Annotated in this window: 17 protein-coding genes; 13 read left to right on the forward strand and 4 right to left on the reverse strand. The window is 73.7% G+C overall.

Going from position 1 to position 22644, the window contains the following annotated elements; translation table 11 throughout:
* From ispG to IG84_RS0134480, 4 genes are all read left to right on the forward strand, one after another.
* A partial coding sequence (gene ispG, locus IG84_RS0134465; RefSeq protein ID WP_245659706.1) for a flavodoxin-dependent (E)-4-hydroxy-3-methylbut-2-enyl-diphosphate synthase occupies nucleotides 1-1081 on the forward strand: 1081 nt, incomplete at its 5' end.
* 69 nt (nucleotides 1082-1150) lie between these two features.
* Complete coding sequence (locus tag IG84_RS0134470; RefSeq protein WP_031066445.1) at nucleotides 1151-1993, forward strand: GNAT family N-acetyltransferase; 843 nt, start codon at nucleotides 1151-1153, stop codon at nucleotides 1991-1993.
* A gap of 119 nt (nucleotides 1994-2112) precedes the next feature.
* Nucleotides 2113-2646, forward strand: coding sequence for a GNAT family N-acetyltransferase (locus IG84_RS0134475; protein ID WP_031066447.1), 534 nt, complete (start codon nucleotides 2113-2115; stop codon nucleotides 2644-2646).
* A gap of 155 nt (nucleotides 2647-2801) precedes the next feature.
* The gene (locus IG84_RS0134480) at nucleotides 2802-4502 is read left to right on the forward strand and encodes a proline--tRNA ligase (RefSeq protein ID WP_031066449.1); all 1701 of its coding nucleotides are present in this window, start codon (nucleotides 2802-2804) and stop codon (nucleotides 4500-4502) included.
* Nucleotides 4503-4633: 131 nt separating this feature from the next.
* On the opposite strand, the gene IG84_RS0134485 is transcribed toward IG84_RS0134480, so the two are convergent.
* The 3 genes from IG84_RS0134485 to IG84_RS0134495 all read right to left on the reverse strand — a co-directional run bounded on the left by IG84_RS0134485 (nucleotide 4634) and on the right by IG84_RS0134495 (nucleotide 6737).
* Nucleotides 4634-5548, reverse strand: coding sequence for an aminoglycoside phosphotransferase family protein (locus tag IG84_RS0134485; protein WP_031066452.1), 915 nt, complete (start codon nucleotides 5546-5548; stop codon nucleotides 4634-4636).
* An 80-nt stretch (nucleotides 5549-5628) separates the two neighbouring features.
* Nucleotides 5629-6126, reverse strand: a complete 498-nt coding sequence (locus IG84_RS0134490; RefSeq protein WP_031066453.1) for a ferritin-like domain-containing protein — start codon at nucleotides 6124-6126, stop codon at nucleotides 5629-5631.
* Nucleotides 6126-6737: a hypothetical protein gene (locus IG84_RS0134495; RefSeq protein ID WP_382467315.1), complete on the reverse strand. Its 612-nt coding sequence runs from the start codon at nucleotides 6735-6737 to the stop codon at nucleotides 6126-6128. The genes IG84_RS0134490 and IG84_RS0134495 overlap by 1 nt, the downstream gene beginning before the upstream one ends.
* Nucleotides 6738-6855: 118 nt before the next feature.
* On the opposite strand from IG84_RS0134495, the gene rimP reads away from it, so the two are divergent.
* The 9 genes from rimP to IG84_RS0134535 all read left to right on the forward strand — a co-directional run bounded on the left by rimP (nucleotide 6856) and on the right by IG84_RS0134535 (nucleotide 19295).
* The gene (gene rimP / locus IG84_RS0134500; protein WP_031066457.1) at nucleotides 6856-7395 is read left to right on the forward strand and encodes a ribosome maturation factor RimP; all 540 of its coding nucleotides are present in this window, start codon (nucleotides 6856-6858) and stop codon (nucleotides 7393-7395) included.
* A 2-nt stretch (nucleotides 7396-7397) separates the two neighbouring features.
* Nucleotides 7398-8390 (forward strand): transcription termination factor NusA, encoded by a 993-nt coding sequence (nusA, locus tag IG84_RS0134505; protein WP_030266413.1) that lies wholly within the window; start codon nucleotides 7398-7400, stop codon nucleotides 8388-8390.
* Between the two features lie 120 nt (nucleotides 8391-8510).
* The gene (locus IG84_RS40295; protein ID WP_078601110.1) at nucleotides 8511-8789 is read left to right on the forward strand and encodes a YlxR family protein; all 279 of its coding nucleotides are present in this window, start codon (nucleotides 8511-8513) and stop codon (nucleotides 8787-8789) included.
* 149 nt (nucleotides 8790-8938) lie between these two features.
* A complete protein-coding gene (gene infB / locus IG84_RS40300; RefSeq protein ID WP_078649790.1) occupies nucleotides 8939-12007 on the forward strand; it encodes a translation initiation factor IF-2 in 3069 nt (1022 codons plus the stop codon).
* 123 nt (nucleotides 12008-12130) lie between these two features.
* The gene (locus tag IG84_RS0134515; RefSeq protein WP_030266404.1) at nucleotides 12131-12427 is read left to right on the forward strand and encodes a DUF503 domain-containing protein; all 297 of its coding nucleotides are present in this window, start codon (nucleotides 12131-12133) and stop codon (nucleotides 12425-12427) included.
* Between the two features lie 88 nt (nucleotides 12428-12515).
* Entirely contained in the window at nucleotides 12516-12968 is a 453-nt protein-coding gene (gene rbfA / locus IG84_RS0134520; protein ID WP_031066459.1) for a 30S ribosome-binding factor RbfA, read from the forward strand.
* Nucleotides 12965-13891: a tRNA pseudouridine(55) synthase TruB gene (gene truB, locus IG84_RS0134525; protein WP_031066461.1), complete on the forward strand. Its 927-nt coding sequence runs from the start codon at nucleotides 12965-12967 to the stop codon at nucleotides 13889-13891. The genes rbfA and truB overlap by 4 nt, the downstream gene beginning before the upstream one ends.
* Before the next feature lie 256 nt (nucleotides 13892-14147).
* Nucleotides 14148-18158 (forward strand): hypothetical protein, encoded by a 4011-nt coding sequence (locus tag IG84_RS41735; RefSeq protein ID WP_063761909.1) that lies wholly within the window; start codon nucleotides 14148-14150, stop codon nucleotides 18156-18158.
* Between the two features lie 183 nt (nucleotides 18159-18341).
* Nucleotides 18342-19295 carry a bifunctional riboflavin kinase/FAD synthetase gene (locus tag IG84_RS0134535; protein WP_031066464.1) on the forward strand — a complete coding sequence of 318 codons (954 nt, stop codon included), beginning with the start codon at nucleotides 18342-18344 and terminating at the stop codon, nucleotides 19293-19295.
* A 91-nt stretch (nucleotides 19296-19386) separates the two neighbouring features.
* Here IG84_RS0134535 and IG84_RS0134540 read toward each other — a convergent pair whose 3' ends face one another.
* Entirely contained in the window at nucleotides 19387-22506 is a 3120-nt protein-coding gene (locus IG84_RS0134540; RefSeq protein ID WP_031066466.1) for an SCO5717 family growth-regulating ATPase, read from the reverse strand.
* Between the last annotated feature and the right edge of the window lie 138 nt (nucleotides 22507-22644).

A 22644-nucleotide genomic window follows, 5' to 3' on the forward strand; every position in this document is an offset into this window, starting at 1 on the left:
GCAGTCGATGACGACGACGCGTACGGCGGACATTGGGGCGACGCTGCAGCAGATCGCGGAGCTGACGGCGTCCGGCTGCCAGATCGTGCGGGTGGCGTGCCCGACGCAGGATGACGCGGACGCGCTGCCGGTGATCGCGAAGAAGTCGGGGATCCCGGTGATCGCGGATATTCACTTCCAGCCGAAGTACGTGTTCGCGGCGATCGATGCGGGCTGTGCGGCGGTGCGGGTGAATCCGGGCAACATCAAGCAGTTCGACGACAAGGTCAAGGAGATCGCCAAGGCGGCCTCCGACGCGGGCACCCCGATCCGGATCGGCGTGAACGCCGGGTCGCTGGACCGCCGCCTGCTGCAGAAGTACGGCAAGGCGACTCCTGAGGCGCTGGTGGAGTCGGCGCTGTGGGAGGCGTCCCTCTTTGAGGAGCACGGCTTCCGGGACATCAAGATCTCGGTGAAGCACAACGACCCGGTCGTCATGGTCAATGCCTACCGGCAGCTGGCCGCGCAGTGCGACTACCCGCTGCACCTGGGCGTGACCGAGGCCGGTCCGGCCTTCCAGGGCACGATCAAGTCGGCCGTCGCTTTCGGTGCGCTGCTGTCGGAGGGCATCGGCGACACCATCCGTGTCTCCCTCTCCGCGCCGCCGGCGGAGGAGATCAAGGTCGGTATCTCCATTCTGGAGTCGCTGAACCTGCGGCAGCGGCGGCTGGAGATCGTCTCGTGCCCGTCGTGCGGGCGGGCGCAGGTGGATGTGTACAAGCTGGCCGAGGAGGTCACCGCGGGGCTGGACGGCATGGAGGTGCCGCTGCGGGTCGCGGTCATGGGCTGTGTCGTGAACGGTCCCGGTGAGAGGGCCCCTCCCTCTCCCCACCACCCGGCGCGAGGCCCCTCCCCCACCTCCACCGCACTCCCCCCGAAGCTAGCCCCCACCCCCGCCCCGCCGCGCCCCCTGTGGACAACCACGCCACATGCGACGCACCCCCTGTGGACAACCGCAGCGGCCGCCCTTCCGGGCCACCGCAGCACACAGGATGCGCCCCCTGCCCCCCTCTCCGAGCCGGGCAGGGGGCGCATCGCGTGAACGCGAGGTATCGTGCCTGGACCTGCTCTCTTACGGCCCCGGCCCCGTCACGGTGAGGCAATCCGACACGTGCTGACGACCACCACCAAGGTCCTGGAGCCCGGGGAACTCGACGACGCCCTCGCGGTCCTCGACCGCGACCCGGTCGCCAACGCCTTCGTCGCCGCCCGGGTACAGGTCGCCGGGCTCGACCCCTGGCGACTCGGCGGCGAGATGTGGGGCTGGTACGAGAACGGCCGGCTGGAATCCCTCTGCTACGCGGGAGCCAATCTCGTCCCCGTCTGCGCCACCCCCGACGCCGTACGCGCCTTCGCCGAGCGCGCCCGCCGCCAGGGCCGCCGCTGCTCCTCCATCGTCGGCCCCGCCGCCCCCACCGCCGAGCTGTGGTCGCTGCTGGAGCCCTCCTGGGGGCCCGCCCGCGAGGTTCGCGCGCACCAGCCGCTGATGGTCACCACCCGGCCCGCCGCCGAGGTCGCCCCCGACCCGTACGTCCGGCGCATCCGCAAGGACGAGATGGACCTGATCATGCCCGCGTGCGTGGCCATGTTCACCGAGGAGGTCGGCATCTCGCCGCTGGCCGGCGACGGCGGGCTGCTCTACCAGGCCAGGGTCGCCGAACTGGTCGGCGCGGGCCGCTCCTTCGCCCGGGTGGAGAACGGCCGGGTCGTCTTCAAGGCCGAGATCGGCGCCGCCACCCTGCGCGCCTGCCAGATCCAGGGCGTCTGGGTCGCGCCCGAGTACCGCGGCAAGGGCCTGTCCGAGACCGGCATGGCGGCCGTACTGCGCTACGCCCTCGCCGACGTCGCGCCCATCGTCAGCCTGTACGTGAACGACTTCAACACCGCGGCGCGGGCCGCCTACCGCCGGGTCGGCTTCGAAGAGGTCGGCGCGTTCATGAGCGTGCTGTTCTGACCGGAGCCGCCGGTCAGCGGCACCGTCACGTTCCGGCCATCGCGGACCCCTCCGGCCACTCCCGGCCCCGCTGTCCGGACCGATCGTGTTCACCGCCCGCGCTGTGTACGCTCCCGACCATGGATGACGTCGCGGTCGGCCCGCTCGACCTCGCTGCCCGCGTGGACGACGCGCTGGCCGTACAGGCGCTCGCGTTCGGCCTGACCGACGACGAGATCGGCGTACGGCGCCACATCGTGCTGCGCCACCTCACCACCCCCGGGGCCCGCGCCCTGGGCGCCACCACGCCCGAGGGGCGGCTGGCCGGCTTCGTGTACGGCCTGCCCAACGACCGCTCCCACTGGTGGTCCAGCGTCGTCGAGCCGTATCTGCGCAGCACCGGCCTGGACTTCTGGCTGGACGACTCCTTCGTCATCACCGAGCTGCACGTCCACCCCGCGTACCAGAAGCGCGGCATCGGGCGGGCGCTGATCACGCGGATCACCGACGAGGCGCCGTACCCGCGCAGCATCCTGTCCGCGATCGACACCGAGAGCCCGGCCCGCGCGCTGTACCGCTCGCTCGGCTACCAGGACCTCGCCCGCCGCGTGATCTTCCCGAGCGCGCCCGCGCCGTACGCCGTGATGGGCGCGCCGCTGCCACTGGCCCGCTGACGAGGCGCGCCTACGGGGCGATTCGAACGCCCCGGACCCCCTGGTTGGGGGTTACCCGACTACGTTGCGTCACAAGCGCGCGATACGCATTTCCGTGCGCGATGCCCGGCCCGATAACCTCGCCCCAGAACCCTTTCTTACGCAGGAGAATCACCATGGCCCAGGTCCAGCGCATGTCCCGATTGATGATCAAGACGCTGCGCGACGACCCGGCCGACGCCGAGACCGCCAGCCACAAGCTGCTCGTCCGCGCCGGGTACGTCCGCCGCACCTCCGCCGGCATCTGGACCTGGCTGCCGCTGGGCAAGAAGGTGCTGGAGAACGTCTCGCGCGTGGTGCGCGAGGAGATGGACGCCATCGGCGCCCAGGAGGTCCTGCTCCCCGCGCTGCTCCCCAAGGAGCCGTACGAGGCGAGCAACCGCTGGGAGGAGTACGGCGACCTGCTCTTCCGCCTGCAGGACCGCAAGGGCGCCGACTACCTCCTCGGCCCCACCCACGAGGAGATCTTCACCCTCACGGTCAAGGACCAGTGCACGTCCTACAAGGACCTGCCGGTCATGCTGTACCAGATCCAGACGAAGTACCGGGACGAGGCGCGGCCCCGCTCCGGCGTGCTGCGCGGCCGCGAGTTCCAGATGAAGGACTCGTACAGCTTCGACACCACCGACGAGGGTCTGGCCGAGTCCTACGCGCTGCACCGCGCGGCGTACCAGAAGATCTTCCAGCGCCTCGGCCTGGACTACCGCATCGTTTCGGCCGTTTCCGGCGCGATGGGCGGCTCCGCGTCCGAGGAGTTCCTCGCCCCCGCGGCGGCCGGTGAGGACACCTTCGTCGACTGCCCGCAGTGCGACTACGCGGCCAACACGGAGGCCGTGACCGTCAAGGTCGCGCCGGTGGACGCGGCCGGCGTCGGGGAGATCGAGGAGCTGGACACCCCCGACACCCCGACCATCGAGACGCTGGCCGAGTACCTGGGCGTCCCGGCCTCCGCCACGCTGAAGAACCTCCTGGTCAAGGTGGACGGCGAGATCGTCGCGGTGGGCGTCCCCGGTGACCGCGAGGTCGACCTGGGCAAGCTCGGCGAGCACCTGGCGCCGGCCGTCGTCGAGGTCGTCACCGCCGAGGACTTCGTCGGCCGCGAGGACCTGGTGCGCGGTTACATCGGCCCGCAGGGCCTGGCCGGCAAGGCGTTCAAGTACATCGCCGACCCGCGCGTGGCACCCGGTACGTCCTGGATCACCGGCGCCAACAAGGACGGCAAGCACGCGCGCAACGTCGTCGCGGGCCGCGACTTCGAGGTGGACGACTACCTCGACGTGGTCGTCGTCGAGCCGGGCGACCCCTGCCCCAAGTGCGGTGCCGGGCTGGTCATCGACCGGGCCATCGAGATCGGCCACATCTTCCAGCTCGGCCGCAAGTACGCCGACGCGTTCGAGCTGGACGTGCTCGGCCAGAACGGCAAGCCGGTCCGGGTCACGATGGGTTCGTACGGCATCGGCGTCTCCCGCGCGGTGGCGGCGCTCGCCGAGCAGACCCACGACGAGTCCGGTCTGTGCTGGCCGCGCGAGGTCGCCCCGGCGGACGTGCACGTCGTCGCGGCGGGCAAGGCCAAGCAGACGGAGCTGGCGCTGGAGGTCGGCGAGAAGCTGGGCGCGGCGGGGCTGCGCGTGCTCGTCGACGACCGGGCCGGGGTCTCCCCGGGCGTGAAGTTCACCGACGCGGAGCTGCTCGGCGTCCCGACGATCGTCGTCGCCGGCCGCCGTGCCGCCGAGGGCGTCGTCGAGGTCAAGGACCGGCGGACGGGTGAGCGCGAAGAGCTGACGGTCGAGGAAGCGGTTGCGCGCCTGAGCGCGTAGCGCGACTTTCCGAGGGGGCGGCCCGCGCCGTGAGGTGCGGGAGCGTCCCCTCGGCCCGTGTATCTCGGCCTGGCGGCCGCTCGTCCTCAAACGCCGGACGGGCTTGTTCTGGCGGATGTACGTCCTCGGCTCTACAGCCAGGTCCCGAACTCCAGCAGCAGTTCCCCCCGGGGCCGGTCGCCCGCCGCCAGCGCCCGGAGGCCCCCCTCCACTGCCCCCACCAGCACCCACCCGCGCAAGCGATCGCGGTCGACGTCCAGGGAGTCGGCGAGTTTGGCGACCCGGCGGCGGGCCGCGGCCGCGGCGCCCGTGCCGGCCGCCAGGTCTTCCATGCGGTCCAGGACCAGCCCGACGAGGTCGTACGCGCGTTCGCCGATGACCGGTCGCGGCCCGACCGCGAGCCACGGTGTGCGGTGGCCGGCCAGTACCTTGCCCTGACGGAACGCGCCGTGCAGGAGTACTTCTTCGGGTGCGTCGGCGGGCAGTGCGCGGCGCAGCTCCGTGGCCTCGTCGACCAGCGGGGCGGCCGAGGGGACCGTGGCGGCCCCGGCCCGCAGCGCCGCCACGGCGGCCTCCGTGCGGGCGGCCAGCGTCTCGAAGGGGTGCTGCTCCGGGGGAGAGACCCAGAGGCGGCGGACCGTGCCCGCCGCTTCCAGGAGCGCCTTTGCCTCGGGGAGCGAGCGCAGCGACACGGAGCTGCGGAGGCGCTCCAGCAGGAGCGCGCCGTTGTCCGGGTCGGCGCGCAGCAGCCGTACCGCGCCCCAGCCGTCCCAGCGCGTCAGTGCCGCCGCCTCGGCCTCCGCGCCCGGCTGCTCCGGGAGCGGGAACTTCAGCGCGGCCGGCGTGCCGTCCCGCTGTGTGACGAGGACGAGGAGGCTGGCGCGGCCGCCGGGCTCGTGCACCCGTTCCGGGGTGAGTTCCCAGGCCGCCAGCCGCTCCGCGACGCGGTCCGGCAGTGTGTCCAGCCAGGCGCGCGCGGGGCTCGCGGGGTCGTCGCCGATCGCGCGCACCAATCGTCTCGGCGGTTCGATGGGTGCCGTTGCCATGCTGGAGCTGTCCCTTTCGTCGGCGGTGCCGGGGTGGCCGGCGGGGCCTGCGGCCGTCCGGGCCGGTGGCCGCCGCGCGCTCAGAGCGCGTCGGCGGATCCGGTCGCGGTGGGCGACGGGCCGCCGGCCGTGGTCCGTTCGGCGAGCCCAGGGAAGGCTACGCCGCTGCCGCGCCAGCGCACCGCACGGACCGCTGCCTCCCGGAGCGATCCGGCCGCCGTGCGCCGCCGGGCACCCGAAGAGGCGCGTACGAGGTCCGCGTACGCCCCGGCCACCCGGTCCTCCAGTTCGGCCGCGAGCCGTACGGCGGCGGCCGCGTCGGGCACGGGGAAGGGCAGCGCGTACGCAGCCGCCGCGGCCTTCGGTTTGCCGCCGAGCGCCACCACCCGGCGGCTCAGCTCGTCCCGGCGCGCACGATGGGCGTCGTAGCCGTCCTGCGCCTCCGCGCGCCGTCCGTCGCCGACGCGCGCGCCCACCACGCCGTAGCCGTAGAGTGCGGCGTGCTCGGCGGCCAGCGCGTTCTGCAGGGCCTTCAGTTCGGCGGCCCGCTCGGTGTTCTCGTGCTTCTCCGCCGGCATCAGGCGTTCTTCCCGTCCTTCTCGTCCGTCCCGCCGTCCGTGCCGTGCGAGTCGAGTACGTAGGCGTGTGCGGCGCCGGCCGCCGCGACCGAGGCGAGCAGCCGGGCGACCTCGGGCGGGGCGCCGACGAGGGCCGCGGTGCGCCGGTCGGCGGTGTCGCGCTCGGCGTCGGCCAGCACGGTGAGTGCCTGCCGCGCGCTGCCCGGCACCTTCGGGGCGCGCGGCCGTTTCCCCGGCGTGCGGGACGGCGACGCGGTCGCGGAGGGCGTGCGGGACGGGGTGCCGGTGGCGTCCGGCGCCTCGAACGCCGAGATGTGGACGGCGACTTGGTCCCGCAGCGGGCGCAGTTGCTTCTCCAGTGCCGGGTGGGCGGTCAGCGTCGCGTCGTACCGGGCCAGCAGTGCGCCGCTGTCCTGTGAACCCTTTTCGAGCAGGGACCGTCCGGCTGCGCTGTCCATGTCGTCGGACGCGTCGGACTGCTCGGAGCAGCCGGTGAGCAGCGCCGCGCTTCCGAGCGCGGCGCCGGTCAGCAGGATGCTTCTCCTCGTGTGCGTTCCAGGCTGCGGCACTGTCCTCTTTCCCGGGGGCTGCGGTGGTGATCCGGTGATCATCGCAGGCGAGCGTAACCGCGGCGGCGCACGGAATCGTCAGTACCCCGCCGGAACAGATAGGCTTTGGCCAGACACGCGACCATCCCACAACAGCACACGCGGCCGAGGAGTCACCCGGATGAGCACCACCCAGAGCGAGAGGCTGCGCGGACTGCTTGAACCGCTGGTCGCCGCGCGAGACCTGGATCTGGAAGAGATCGAGGTGACGCCCGCAGGCAAGCGGCGTGTGCTGAGGATCGTGGTGGACTCCGACGACGGCGTCCAGCTGGACGAGTGCGCCGCACTCAGCCGCGAGATCTCGCAGGCCCTGGACGACGCGGACGCCATGGGTGACGTCGCGTACACCCTGGAAGTCACCTCTCCCGGCGCCGACCGCCCGCTGACCGAGCCGCGGCACTACTGCCGCGCCACCGGCCGCCTGATCAAGGCCCAGCTGACCGACGAGGCGGGGGCCGGGGAGCTGGTCGCCCGGATCATCGCCGTCGACGACGAGGGCCTGGACCTCGAAGTGCCGGGCGTGAAGGGGCGCAAGCCCACCGCCCGCCGGGTCGCCTTCAGCGAGATCGCCAAGGCGCGCGTGGAGATCGAGTTCAACCGCAAGACCGCTCCGGCTCCCGCCGCGGGCGACACCGACGACGAGAGCCAGGAGGAGGCGTAGCCGTGGACATCGACATGAGCGCCCTGCGGGGTTTGGTGCGGGAGAAGGAAATCTCCTTCGACCTGCTGGTGGAGGCCATCGAGTCGGCCCTCCTCATCGCGTACCACCGCACCGAGGGCAGCCGCCGCCACGCGCGCGTGCAGCTGGACCGCAACACGGGCCATGTGACCGTGTGGGCGAAGGAGGACCCGGCCGACCTCGAGGAGGGCCAGGAGGCCCGCGAGTTCGACGACACACCGTCGGGTTTCGGCCGGATCGCGGCGACCACCGCCAAGCAGGTCATCCTGCAGCGGCTGCGGGACGCCGAGGAGGACGTGACCTTCGGCGAGTACGCCGGGCGCGAGGGCGACGTCGTCACCGGCGTGGTCCAGCAGGGCAAGGACCCCAAGAACGTCCTGGTCGACATCGGCAAGCTGGAGGCCATCCTGCCGGTGCAGGAGCAGGTCCCCGGCGAGGACTACAAGCACGGCACGCGGCTGCGCTCGTACGTCGTCCGCGTCGTCAAGGGCGTCCGCGGCCCGTCGGTCACCCTCTCGCGCACCCACCCGAACCTGGTGAAGAAGCTCTTCGCGCTGGAGGTCCCGGAGATCGCGGACGGCTCGGTGGAGATCTCCGCCATCGCCCGTGAGGCCGGTCACCGCACGAAGATCGCGGTGCGTTCGACCAGGTCGGGGCTGAATGCCAAGGGTGCCTGCATCGGTCCGATGGGCGGCCGTGTCCGCAACGTCATGGCCGAGCTGAACGGCGAGAAGATCGACATCGTCGACTGGTCGGACGACCCGGCGGACCTGGTCGCGCACGCGCTGTCACCGGCCCGTGTCTCCAAGGTCGAGATCGTGGACCTGGCCGCGCGCTCCGCGCGGGTCACCGTCCCCGATTACCAGCTGTCACTGGCCATCGGCAAGGAAGGGCAGAACGCCCGGCTCGCCGCGCGGCTCACCGGCTGGCGCATCGACATCCGCCCGGACACCGAGGCCCCGGACCCGCGGGACTGACTTCCGGACGCCGGCGGCCCGGTGCCGCCGGCGTCGATTGTCAGCCACGAAGGAATATGAGCAGCCGTTCGGTCCTTACCCCATAGGGGTGAGGCCGCTACGGGGAGGTAGACTTAAGCAGTGTCTGGCCGGACGCATGCCCGCGCATGCCCTGAGCGATCCTGTGTGGGATGCCGGGAGCGAGCGGCCAAGGGCGATTTGCTGCGCATCGTGGTGATCGATGGTGAGTGCACCCCCGATCCTCGCGGTACGCTGCCCGGCCGGGGTGCTTACGTGCACCCCACACTGGTCTGTTTCGACCTGGCGGTCCGCCGCCGGGCGTTCCCCAGGGCCTTCAGAGGACCGGGACCGCTCGACACCACGGCCTTGCGCCAGTACGTCGAGCAGGCAACACCGTAAGACAGCACGTCGCACGGAAAACCGTGCGGTCAGGTACCTCGCGAGTCGGAAGTAGGTCGAGATTGCGATGAGCACTCGATGAGTACGCGATGAGTACGCCCATGAAGTAGCGACGGTCCGGTGGACAACCCGGACCTAGAAGGAGCGAAGTGGCTAAGGTCCGGGTATACGAACTCGCCAAGGAGTTCGGCGTTGAGAGCAAGGTCGTCATGGCCAAGCTCCAAGAACTTGGTGAATTCGTCCGTTCGGCGTCCTCGACGATCGAGGCGCCGGTTGTTCGCAAGCTGACCGACGCTTTCCAGGCAGGCAACGGCAACGGCCGTGCCGCCGGCAAGCCCTCGGCGCCGCGCAAGTCTGCGCCCGCCAAGCCGTCCGCGCCGTCCCCGGCGCAGGCGGCCCGTCCTGCTGCTCCGAAGCCGGGTGCCCCCAAGCCGGGCCCCGCGGCTCCGGCCGCCCCCGAGGCGCCGAAGAGCAGCACCCCCTCCTCTCCCGCGGCGCCCGCTCCGGGCCCGCGTCCCACGCCCGGCCCGAAGCCGGCTCCCAAGCCCGCTCCGGCCGCGCCCGCGCAGCCCGAGTTCCAGGCTCCGCCGGCCGCGCCGCAGGCTCCCAAGCCCGGCGGTGCCGCCCCCGGCCCGCGTCCGGGCCGTCCCGGCCCCGGCCAGGAGCGTCAGGACCGCGGCCAGGGCCGCGGCGACCGTGGCCCGCGTCCCGGCGGCGACCGCCAGGGTGCTCCGCGCCCCGGTGGCAACCGCCCCCAGGGTCCGCGTCCGGGCAACAACCCCTTCACCTCCGGCGGCTCCACGGGCATGGCCCGTCCGCAGGCTCCCCGTCCCGGTGGCGCGCCGCGCCCCGGCGGTCAGGGTGGCCCCGGCGGCGCCCCGCGCCCGCAGGGTGCCGGCCAGGGCGGTCCCCGTCCCCAGGCTCCCGGTGGTAACCGTCCGACTCCCGGCGGTATGCCTCGTCCGCAGGGCGGCGGCGCAGGCCAGGGCGGTCCCCGTCCCGGCGGCGGCGCCCGTCCGAACCCGGGCATGATGCCGCAGCGTCCGGCTGCCGGCCCGCGTCCCGGCGGTGGCCCCGGCGGTGGCCGTGGTCCCGGCGGCGGCGGTCGTCCGGGTGGCGGCGGTCGTCCGGGTGGCGGCGGCGGCTTCGCCGGTCGTCCCGGTGGCGGTGGCGGCGGCTTCGCCGGCCGTCCCGGTGGTGGCGGCGGCGCTCCGGGCCGTCCCGGTGGCGGCGGCTTCGGCGGCCGTCCCGGCTTCGGTGGCCGTCCCGGCGGTCCCGGTGGCCGTGGTGGCACGCAGGGCGCCTTCGGCCGTCCCGGCGGTCCCGCGCGTCGCGGTCGCAAGTCGAAGCGGCAGAGGCGTCAGGAGTACGAGGCCATGCAGGCCCCGTCGGTCGGCGGCATCATGCTGCCGCGCGGCAACGGTGCGACGGTTCGCCTGTCGCGCGGTGCCTCGCTGACGGACTTCGCGGAGAAGATCAACGCCAACCCGGCGTCGCTCGTCCAGGTCATGCTGAACCTGGGTGAGATGGTCACCGCGACCCAGTCCGTGTCCGACGAGACGCTGCAGCTCCTCGCCGACGAGATGAACTACGTCGTCGAGATCGTCAGCCCGGAGGAGGAGGACCGCGAGCTTCTCGAGTCCTTCGACATCGAGTTCGGCGAGAACGAGGGCGGCGAGGAAATGCTCGTCTCCCGTCCGCCGGTCGTGACCGTCATGGGTCACGTCGACCACGGTAAGACCCGACTGCTGGACGCGATCCGCAAGACGAACGTCATCGCGGGCGAGGCCGGCGGCATCACGCAGCACATCGGTGCGTACCAGGTCGCGACCGAGGTCAACGACGAAGAGCGTCGCCTCACCTTCATCGACACCCCGGGTCACGAGGCGTTCACCGCCATGCGTGCCCGTGGTGCGAAGTCGACCGACATCGCGATCCTCGTGGTGGCGGCCAACGACGGTGTGATGCCGCAGACCATCGAGGCGCTGAACCACGCCAAGGCGGCCGAGGTGCCGATCGTCGTCGCGGTCAACAAGATCGACGTCGAGGGCGCCGACCCGACCAAGGTGCGCGGTCAGCTCACCGAGTTCGGTCTGGTGGCCGAGGAGTACGGCGGCGACACCATGTTCGTCGACATCTCCGCCAAGCAGGGCGAGAACATCGACAGCCTGCTGGAGGCCGTGGTCCTCACCGCGGACGCCTCGCTCGACCTGCGGGCCAACGCCGAGCAGGACGCGCAGGGTATTGCGATCGAGGCCCACCTCGACCGCGGCCGCGGTGCCGTGGCGACCGTGCTGGTCCAGCGCGGCACCCTGCGGGTCGGCGAGACGATGGTCGTCGGCGACGCGTACGGCCGAGTCCGCGCGATGCTGGACGACAAGGGCAACAACGTCCAGGAAGCGGGTCCCTCGACCCCCGTCCTGGTGCTGGGTCTGACCAACGTGCCGGGCGCCGGCGACAACTTCCTGGTTGTCGACGAGGACCGCACCGCCCGTCAGATCGCCGAGAAGCGCGCGGCGCGCGAGCGCAACGCCGCCTTCGCCAAGCGCACCCGTCGGGTGTCCCTCGAGGACCTGGACAAGGTGCTCAAGGCCGGCGAGGTCCAGCAGCTCAACCTCATCATCAAGGGCGACGCGTCCGGTTCGGTCGAGGCCCTGGAGAGCTCGCTGCTCCAGCTCGACGTGGGCGAGGAGGTCGACATCCGCGTGCTGCACCGCGGCGTGGGTGCGGTCACCGAGTCCGACATCAACCTGGCGTCCGGCTCCGACGCGATCGTCATCGGCTTCAACGTCCGCGCCGAAGGCCGCGCGACGCAGATGGCCGAGCGCGAGGGCGTCGACGTCCGGTACTACTCGGTCATCTACCAGGCGATCGAGGAGATCGAGGCGGCCCTGAAGGGCATGCTGAAGCCGGAGTACGAGGAGGTCGAGCTCGGCACGGCGGAGATCCGCGAGGTCTTCAAGTCGTCCAAGCTGGGCAACATCGCCGGTGTCCTCATCCGGTCCGGCGAGGTCAAGCGCAACACCAAGGCCCGCCTGGTCCGCGACGGCAAGGTCATCGCGGAGAACCTCAACATCGAGGGTCTGCGCCGCTTCAAGGACGACGTCACCGAGATCCGCGAAGGGTTCGAGGGCGGTATCAACCTCGGCAACTTCAACGACATCAAGGTCGACGACGTCATCGCGACGTACGAGATGCGCGAGAAGCCGCGCGGCTGATCTGCATCACTCGACCCGGGGCCGGTCGGCGGGAGGAATTTCCGTCGATCGGCCCCGGCCGTTGCGTGTACGGTGCCAGTGACCGCGACACCTCAGGCCCCACGGGTGGCTTACCCGGACTGCATGTACGTAGGGACGCTGTCCTTCGACCTCCTCCTCGGCGACGTACGCTCGCTGAAGGAGAAGCGCTCCGTCGTCCGCCCGATCGTCGCCGAACTGCACCGCAAGTACGCGGTCAGCGTGGCGGAGGTCGGCGAACAGGACCTCTACCGCCGGGTCACGATCGGCCTGGCGGCGGTCTCCGGCGACGCGGGGCACCTCACAGACGTACTGGACCGCTGCGAGCGACTGGTCGCCGCACGTCCCGAAGTGGAGCTGCTGTCGGTACGGCGGCGGTTCCACGGCGACCACGACGAGTGACGCGACGGCCTGCCGGGTGACCGGCAGGCCGTGCGGGCCGTCGGCGCCGCAAGCACCATGGTGGAAAGAAACCAGAAGGAGAAGACCAGTGGCCGACAATGCGCGGGCGAAGAGGCTGGCGGACCTCATCCGGGAGGTGGTCGCCCAGAAGCTGCAGCGCGGTGTCAAGGACCCCCGGCTCGGCACCCACGTGACCATTACGGACACCCGGGTCACCGGCGACCTGCGGGAGGCGACGGTCTTCTACACGGTCTACGGCGACGACGAGGACCGGGCCAGCGCCGCCGCCGGACTGGAGAGCGCCAAGGGCATCCTGCGCTCCGAGGTCGGGCGTGCCGCGGGCACCAAGTTCACGCCGACCCTGACGTTCGTGGCGGACGCCCTCCCGGAGAACGCCCGGACCATCGAGGACCTGCTGGACAAGGCGCGGGCCTCCGACGCCAAGGTCCGCGAGGCGTCCTCGGGCGCCGACTACGCCGGTGAGGCCGACCCGTACCGCAAGCCGGGCGAGGACGACGACGAGGACACCGCCGCCGAATGAAGCAGAAGGTCACCCCGCCGGACGGTCTTGTCATCGTCGACAAGCCGGCCGGCTTCACCTCGCACGACGTCGTGGCGAAGATGCGCGGCATGGCCCGCACCCGCCGCATCGGGCACGCCGGCACGCTGGACCCGATGGCGACCGGCGTGCTCGTCCTCGGTGTCGAGCGCGCCACGAAGCTGCTCGGTCACCTCGCGCTGACGGAGAAGGAGTACGTCGGTACGGTCCGGCTCGGCCAGACCACCGTCACCGACGACGCCGAGGGCGAGATCACCGAGTCCAAGGGCGCGAAGGACGTGGACCGGGCCGCCATCGACGCCGGGATCGCGGAGCTCAGCGGCGCCATCATGCAGGTGCCGTCCAAGGTCAGCGCCATCAAGATCGACGGCAAGCGGTCCTACGCACGGGTGCGCGGCGGCGAAGAGGTGGAGATCCCGGCCCGCCCGGTCACCGTCTCCTCCTTCGTCCTGCACTCCGTCCACGAGACGGAGGCCGAGGACGGCACGCCCGTCACGGACCTGCTGGTCTCCGTGGAGTGCTCCTCCGGTACGTACATCCGCGCGCTCGCCCGTGACCTGGGCGCGGGCCTGGGCGTCGGCGGGCACCTCACGGCGCTGCGCCGCACCCGCGTCGGCCCGTACAAGCTCGACAAGGCGCGCACGCTGGAGCAGCTCCAGGCGGCCGTGGACGAGCCCGAGGGCGGCGGCCTGCCGATCATGCCGATCGGCGAGGCGGCGGCCGCGGCGTTCCCGCGCTGGGACGTCACCGCGCAGCAGGCCAAGCTGCTCGGCAACGGCGCGCGCATCCCGATGCCGCTCTTCGACACGGACGGCGCGGTCGCCGCGTTCGCGCCGGACGGCACGTTCCTCGCGCTGCTGGAGAACAAGGGCGGGAAGGCGAAGAGCCTGGCGGTCTTCGTCTGACGTCCCCGTGACGTGCCGTGTCCGCGTCCCGTGAGCTCGAGGGCTCACGGGACGCAGTCATTTTCGGGGCGCACGCGTATTCACCCCATCGGACGGGCGCTCGGAGCGAACCGCGGGCGTGGACGGGGGCGCGTTCGCCATGCGCCCTGTCCAGGACGATCACCGGCTGCCTACGGTCGAAATGACCCGGTACGCGCGTCGCCCGAGGTGAGCGGCGCGCGGACCCGGATCTTCGGCGACGGCGGGAGGTACGGCGATGGTGGTGCAGGCGGCCGACGCGGCGGGGGCGCTGGTGCGCATCCGCGACCTGGCGGGGCGGCCGCGCGGCACGGGCTTCCTCGCCGACCCCGACGGCACCCTGCTGACCAGCCACGAAGCGGTCGACGGGCTGGCCCGCCTGGTTCTGGAGGGCGCGGCCGGGCGGACCTGTGCGGTCGGCGCCGACGCCGTCACCCCGCTCCCGGAGTCCGGCCTCGCCCTCATCCGGACCACCGGCCTCGGCCTGCCGCCGCTGCCGGTCGCCGCGGGGCGCCCGGGGCCGGGGACGGAGGTACGGCTGTACGTCGACGGGGAGCGGGACGGCCCGCCGGGGGAGCGGGCCGGGGAGTCGGCGGAGCGGGCCGACGCGCTGGTGGCGCGCGTCGTGGGGCGCGCTGCCGTCGTCTACACCGCGACCGATCGCCGCCATCACCTGCCCGACGCGGTCGAGCTGGCCGTGCCCGGGCCGGCCGGCGAGGCACTGCGGCTGGGCGGCCCGGCCGTCGGCGGGCTGGTCACCGACGCCGGAACGGGGGCGGTACTGGCCGTGGTGGGCACGGCACTGCACTGCGGGCGGCCGGCGGGCAGTACGGGGGCCATGCTGCCGCACGTGTCGGGCGCTTCTCCATGGCCGGGGGAGGCCGTGCCGCGCGGGTTCGCGATGGCGCTGCACGCCGCGGCGGCGGCCGATCCGCGGGGGCCGCTCGCCGCGCTGCTGGCCCGTAACGCCGCGACCGTTCCCGCGTACGGCCCGGACCTCAACCTGGCCGGCGTGCTGGCCCTCACCACGACCGCCATGGGAACGGCGGGCGGCCCCGGGCCGTGGCGGGAACCGGTCGAACGGCCCGGCGTGGCCGAGGAGTTCGCCGCGTTCGGGGCGTGTGCCGCGGTGGCCGAGCCGGGGGCCCGTGCGGTGGGTGCTTCGGTCGGTACTCCGGTGGGCGGCCCGGCGGCGCGGGTCCTTGCCCTCGTCGGCGAGCCCGGCACCGGGCGCAGCACGGAACTGGCCGCGCTCGCCGCCCGCCGCGCGCGGGCGGAGGCGCCCGCGCCCACCGTCCGGCTCCGCGGCGCCGATCTGCGGGCCGCCGACCGGGGGCTGCGGGACGCGGTCGGGCGGGCGCTGCGTGCGGCGGGCCGGGTGCTCAGCGCCTCGGGGCCCGCCCCGGGCGATCCCGCGGCCGCCACGCCCGAGGAGGTGGCCGGGCTCGCGCGGGCGGCCGGGCGCCCCCTCCTGGTCCTGCTCGACGGCCCCGAGGAGCTGCCGCCGGACCTCGCGCGGCGACTCGCCGACTGGACCCGCGACACCGCGGAATGGCTGCACGGCGCCGGGGCCCGGCTGATCGTCGCCTGCCGCCCCGAGTACTGGGAGACCGCCGGGGCCCTCTTCCCCGCCGCCTTCCTGCACCGGCCGCGCCACCCGGCGGTGACCCCGCCCGGCGCGCCGGCCGGCGCGCTGCCGCCCTGCGTACGCCTCGGCGACCTGGCGCCGCGCGAGGCGGCCCGGGCGCGCGCCCGGTACGGTCTGCCGGCCGGCGCGCTGACCACCGCGGACGCCGGCCACCCGCTGGCCCTGCGGCTGCTGACCGAGGTACGGACGTCCCTGGTCGCCGCGGGCGAGGACGCGCGGGGGATGGGCACGCCCCACCGCCACGAGATCTTCGGCGGCTACCTGGACCTGCTGTGCCTGCGCGTCGCTCAACGGCTGGCGCGGCCTGCCACGGAGCCGGCCAGGGCGCCAGGGGCCGGGCGGGCACCGGGGGCGCGCGGCACGGACGTACGCCGGTCGGCCGCGCGGGTCGCAGGCCGCGCCCACGAGGCCGCCCGCCGCTGCCTCGGCCCCGGCCGCGGCGAACTGGACCGCGCGTCGTTCGACGAGCTGTTCCCGTGGCGTACCGGGTGGGCGTCCGCAGTACTCGCCGAAGGGCTGCTCGTGCCGGCCGGCGCCGGCTACCGCTTCCCGCACGAAGAGTTCGCCGACTGGCTGCAGGGCACACACCTCGACGTGGACGAGACGCTGGACGCGCTGGTGCACGGGCCGGCCGGGGGACGCGTCGGCCGGCCGGCCGACGCCGCCGCTCCGCCCGCCGTGCCGCGGCACCGCATCGGGCCGGTGGTCCAGGCCCTGCTGCTCCTCGGCCGCCGCGCGGGCCCCGAAGCGCTGGGCCGCAGGCTGGAGGGGCTGGTCGAGGTGGTCACGGCGCCGGCGGGAAGGAGCGGCGAGCGGACGGGGACCGGCGGGGGAGGGGCCGGTGCCTCGGCGCCGGACGCCCGGTGGTGGGCCGAGCACCTGCTCGGCGAGGTCCTGCTGCGACTGCCCGACGCCGCACCGTACGCCCGCGTGCTGCACCTCCTCGCGGCCCGGGTGACGGACCGTTCGGCGCTGGCGGGCGGCTTCGACCGTACGGGCCTCGACGCGTTCGGGCCCTGGTTCTGGCGGCGGCTGCCGCTGGACCCTGCGACCCGCCTCGACCTCGTCCGCCGCCTGCTGCCGGCCGACGGCCCGCCCTCGGAGAACGCGGCGGCGTACGAGGGTGGGACAGCCTCCGTCGAATGCGTCGTCGCGCCGGGCCCCCGCTTCCTCGGACTCGCGGCGGAGCTGCTGTGTGCCGATCCCCGGCGCGTACAGCCGCTGCTGTGCCGCTGGTTCGACGACGAGCGGCCCTTGCAGCGCGGCCGGAGCGTCGTACGGCCCGGTGCCGACGCCGGGCCGCCCCAGGAACCCACCGTCGCGGCCGCCGCCCAGGCCCTGCTGCACACCCACCGCCGGCGCGCCACCGACGGCCTCACCGAGGCGCTCGCCGCCGCCGCGCACCCACGCGCCGACGAGCTCCTCACCGCGCTCGCCGAGGACGAGCCCGCCGCGCTCTGCCGCGCCGTGGACCGCTGGGCGCGCGACGACCGGCCCGCGCGCCGGGCGGCCGCCGCCTCGTACGCGCTGGTCGTCGCGGCCCACGCCACCACCGACGCGGACCGTGAACTGCTGCGGGAGGCCGCCCGTACCCTCCTCGGCCGCCCGGGAGCCCCGGGCGTCCACGGGTCCGCGCTGGCCCTGCTGGTCGGCGACCGGGCCACCCGTTCCCGGTACCTGGACCGGGCGCTGGCCGGCTTCATGGCGGGCGACCCCGCGCTGCCGCCCGCCGCCTTCACCGCCGCGCTCACCAGCCACCCGGAACCGGTACTCGCCGCCTTTCAGACCCGGCTGCGCCGGTCTCCGACGAGCGCCGGACACTCCCTGGCCACGGGCGGCGAAGCGCCTGGCGGATCCGGCGACGCCGAGGCCGGGCGCGCCGAGCCCGATGCCGCCGAAGCCGTGCTCCGTACGCTCGCCGGCGTCTCGACCCCCGGGCTCGCCCGGCGCGCCGCCGCGCTCGTGGACGAGTACGCCATCCGCTTCCCCTGGACGGCCGCCCGCCACGTCGCGGACTTCGTCGACCACCGGCTGGAGGCCGGGCCCGGCGCCCGCTCCGTGCTCCACCCCCTGGCCGTACGGCTGCTGACCGCGCACGCCGCGCCGGTGCGGTGCGCGCTGGTGCCCGTACTGGCCGGGGCCGGCAGCACGGCCTCCCGCCCGCTCCGCCAGGAACTCCTGGACGTCCTGCTGGAGCGTGAGCGCAAGCCGGCCGCGCCCGACGCCACCGTGCTGGACGCGCTGCTGTGCGCGGCCGCGCAGGGCGCGGCGCGCCGCCCCGAGGCGCAGACCCGGGACCTCGTGCACCGCACCGGCCTGCTCCACGTCCGGACCCTCGAAGGCGCGGCCCGCTTCGACCGCCGGCTGGTCGAGCTCGGCCGTCTGCTGCCGGACTTCGCCGCGATGGTACGGACATGGCTGGCCGCGGCCCCCGCGGAGTGGGCCGCGATCGTCGGCCCCAGCGCCCGCGCCATGCTCGCCCCCCGCCCCCCGGCCTCGATCCCCGCCCCCGCTGTTCCCACTAATCCCACCGCTCCCACGCGCCCCATGGCGCACGGCGCCGTCCGTACGCCCTCCCAAGGCGCTCCGCATCCGGCTTGAGCCGTGTTCCGCGTCCGTCCGTGCGCCCGGCCCCGCCTGCGCTCATCGGCCGCTCCCCGCGCGGGCGAGCGAGGTGAGCCCACCCTTCGCGCGAACCACACCGTCCGGCATGGCAGTCTTAGACCTGCGCAATGCCGTATCGGTGTAGTGAACAGTCAAGAGTTCGGGCAAGGAGCGGGCACAGTGCAGCGCTGGCGTGGCTTGGAGGACATCCCCGAGGGCTGGGGGCGCAGCGTCGTCACCATCGGCTCCTACGACGGCGTACACCGCGGTCATCAGCTGATCCTCGGCAAGGCCGTGGCGCGCGCCCGCGAGCTGGGCGTACCGGCCGTGGCGGTCACCTTCGACCCGCACCCCAGCGAGGTCGTGCGGCCCGGCACGCACCCGCCGCTGCTCGCGCCGCACCACCGGCGGGCCGAGCTGATGGCCGAACTGGGCGTGGACGCCGTGCTGATCCTCCCCTTCACCAAGGAGTTCTCGAAGCTGGCACCCGCCGACTTCGTCGTGAAGGTACTGGTGGACAAGTTGCACGCCCGGCTTGTCGTGGAAGGCCCCAACTTCCGCTTCGGGCACAAGGCGGCGGGCAACGTCGAGACGCTGGCCGAGCTCGGCCGGACGTACGACTACGACGTCGAGGTCGTCGACCTCTTCGAGCGCGGCGAGGCGGGCGATGGCGAGCCGTTCTCCTCCACGCTCACCCGCCGCCTGGTCGCGGCCGGTGACATGGCCGGCGCTGCCGAGGTGCTCGGCCGTCCGCACCGCGTCGAGGGTGTCGTCGTACGCGGCGCCCAGCGCGGCCGCGAACTGGGCTTCCCCACCGCCAACGTGGAGACGCTGCCGCACACCGCCATCCCCGCGGACGGCGTGTACGCGGGCCATCTGCACGTCGAGGGCGAGGCGATGCCCGCCGCGATCTCGGTCGGCACGAACCCGCAGTTCGACGGCAAGGTCCGCACCGTCGAGGCGTACGCCATCGACCGCGTCGGGCTCGACCTGTACGGCCTGCACGTCGCCGTCGACTTCGTCGCGTACATCCGCGGCCAGGAGAAGTTCGACACCCTGGACGCGCTGCTGGAGCGCATGGCCATAGACGTGAAGCAGGCCCGCGCGCTGGTCAGCCAGGAAGGACCCCGGTAAGACCCGCCGCGCGCCTCCTGAGACGTCGTGAACGAGTGAACCCCCTTGCACCGCAAGGGGGTTCACTCATGTCCGCGCTACCGCGCCGCTCCTACTGCGGCTGCTGCGGGGGCTGTTGCTGCGGAGGGTGCTGCTGCCACCCCGGCTGCGGACCGGGCTGCCCCGGCTGAGCGGACTGCTGCGGGTAGCCGTAGCCGTACTGGTCGCCGGGCTGCGGCTGTTGCTGCTGCGGGTACCCCTGCGGGGGCTGCTGCTGCCAGCCCGGCTGCGGACCGGGCTGTCCGGGCTGGCCGGGGTACTGACCCGGCTGTCCCGGCTGACCGGGGTACTGGCCCGGCTGGGGCTGGCCCGGGACCTGCTGGCCGGGAATCTGCTGGCCCGGAGCCTGCTGATACCCGCCCGGCATCGGCGGCGCGGAGTTCGGCGGCTGGTGGCCGACGCTCTCCTGCTGCGTCCACAGCCCCTGCGCCGACTGCGCCCGCGCGAAGTCCTCCGCGACCATCGCCGAGAGGTTGAAGTACGCCTCCCGGGTCTTGGGCCGCATCATGTCGAGGTCGACCTCGGCGCCCGCCGACAGGTGCTCGTCGAACGGCACGACGACCACGCCGCGGCAGCGCGTCTCGAAGTGCGACACGATGTCCTCGACCTTGATCATCTTGCCGGTCTCGCGCACCCCGGAGATGACGGTGATGCTGCGCGAGACGAGATCGGCGTAGCCGTGCGCGGAGAGCCAGTCCAGCGTCGTACTGGCGCTGCTCGCACCGTCCACCGACGGCGTGGAGATGATGATGAGCTGGTCCGCGAGGTCCAGCACGCCACGCATGGCGCTGTAGAGCAGGCCCGTACCGGAGTCGGTCAGGATGATCGGGTACTGCTGGCCCAGGATGTCGATGACGCGGCGGTAGTCCTCGTCGTTGAACGTCGTCGAGACGGCCGGGTCGACGTCGTTGGCGAGGATCTCCAGACCGGACGGCGCCTGCGAGGTGAACCGCCGGATGTCCATGTAGTTGTTGAGGTATGGGATCGCGGTCACCAGGTCGCGGATGGTCGCGCCGGTCTCCCGCCGCACACGGCGCCCGAGGGTGCCGGCGTCCGGGTTGGCGTCGATCGCGATGACCTTGTCCTGCCGCTCCGTCGCCAGCGTCGCGCCGAGCGCGGTGGTGGTCGTGGTCTTGCCCACGCCGCCCTTGAGGCTGATCACCGCGATGCGGTAGCAGGAGAGCACGGGCGTACGGATCAGGTCCAGCTTGCGCTGGCGCTCGGCCTCCTCCTTCTTGCCGCCGAGCTTGAACCGCGAATTGCCCTGCTGGTTGCTCCGTGCCTTCTGCTTGCCCTTGATCAGCCGCTCGGAGGACAGCTCGACGGCAGCGGTGTACCCGAGGGGCGCACCGGCCGGGCCCTGTACGCCCTGCTGCGGGCCGGGCTGCCCGGGCGCCTGACCGGACCAGGCATCGGCGCCCTGCGGCGCGGCGCCCTGTCCGCCGGGGTAGCCCTGGGGGCCCGGCTGCTGCGGCTGGCCGGGCTGGCCGTACGGGGTGGGCTGCGGTCCGGGGTGGCCCTGCTGGGCGTGGGGCTGGGCTCCGGGCTGGGCCTGCTGGGGGTTCGGCTGACCCGGCTGACCGGGCCCGGCCGGCTGCTGCTGCGGGTAGCCGTAGCCGGACTGCTGGGGGTAGCCGTACCCGGACTGCTGCGGATATCCGTAACCGGGCTGGGGGCCGGGTGCACCGGGGACGGGTGCGGGACCGGGCTGAGCACCGGGTACGGGTGCGGGGCTGGGCGCACCGGGTACGGGTGCGGGACCGGGCTGCCCGGCCTGCTGGCCCTGGGGCGCGGGCTGCTGCTGACCGGGCTGTCCCTGCGCAGGCTGCGGCTGAGGGCCGGGCTGACCCGGCTGCGCGGCCTGACCGGCTGCGCCGGGCGCACCCTGCGCGCCCGCGGCCGGCGGCCATCCCTGACCGGACTGCGGCGACGGGGTCGGCGCACTCGGCGGCACGGGCTGCCCAGTGGCGGGCGCGGGCTGTCCCTCGGGCTGCGCTCCCGGCTGAGCACCGGGCGCGGTCTGCGCGGGGGCCTGCCCGGGTGTCTGTCCAGGGGCCTGCGCGGTCTGTGCGGGGGCGGCCTGTGCAGGGGCGGCTTGTGCGGGGGTGGCCTGTCCCGGCATCGGCTGCTGCGGAGCAGCCTGCTGCGAGGGCGCCTGCTGCGGAGGCACCTGTGCCGGAGCCGGGTAGCCGTAGCCTCCCTGCTGCGCGCCCTGGTTCGGCGCGGACGGCTCCTCGCTGCCCGGCGCGGGCTGCGCCCCGCCCTGCTGCCCCGGCACAGCACCCGCTGCCGGCGGCAAGCTGTAATCGCCCTGGGGCGCGGCAGGTGCCTGGGCCGGCCCCTGGCCGGCCGAGGACCACGCACCGGACTGCGGTACGTCAGGGCCAGGGCCCGCGGGAGCGTTCTGCTCCTGCGGCTCGGCGGGCCGGAACTCCGGCGGCAGCGGCGGCAGCGAAGGCGCGGGAGCCTGCGGCGGGGCGGGCGACCATGCGCCGGCGGCCGACTGACCGTGCGGAGGCGTCATGGGCGCCGCGTCCTCGCTCAACGGCTCGGGCTGCTCGACCACCGGCTCAGCGGCGCCCGGCGCGCCCTGGCCACTGCCGACACCGGCAGCGCCGCTCGAACCGGCCCCTGCGGCATCCCGGTCAGCGTCCTGCGCGTCCCCGGCCGCGGACCCGGAACCCTCCGAAGCCGCCGCACCGGCAGCGTCACCGGTCTTCTCCGTCGCGTCGGCCCGCTCCTGGATCTCGGCGCGCAGCGCGCCGGACGAGAAACGCATGCCCGACCCGTCGGCCGAATCCCCGCCCGGGCTCGCCGGGCCTTCGGGCCCGCCACCGGTCGAGGACGGTCCCTCGCCCCCGGTGTTCGACGCGGCAGGCGCCGACGGCGTCACCACCGGCGGGAACAGCGGCTCACCCAACGGCGGCGGAGGCGGCGGCAAGGTACCACTCACACCGACTCCGGCTCCGGCACCGACTCCGGCTCCGGCACCCGCACCGGTCCCGACACTCGCACCGGTCCCGGCACCCGCCCCCGAATCGGCGTTCTGCGTGTACCAAGCAGGCGGGGTGTAGTCGATGGTGAACTCACCCGTCATTTCGGGATCCGCGTCGGACTGATCCTCGCCGGGGGTGATGCCGCCCGTGCGGATCTCGTCCCGATCGCTGCTCACTACGCCTCCTGCTGTGGTCTGGTACCTCTGAACCCCGCGACGCGACACCGTTCACGCGCATCGCTGACACACGTACGCCGAATCGCCGGATCCCCCTGACACGCCGGGCGTTCCCGTGGGTTCCCCTGTCGCTTGGAC

It is taken from the genome of Streptomyces ochraceiscleroticus, assembly GCF_000720485.1.
In the GTDB taxonomy this organism is placed as follows: Bacteria; Actinomycetota; Actinomycetes; order Streptomycetales; family Streptomycetaceae; genus Streptomyces; species Streptomyces ochraceiscleroticus.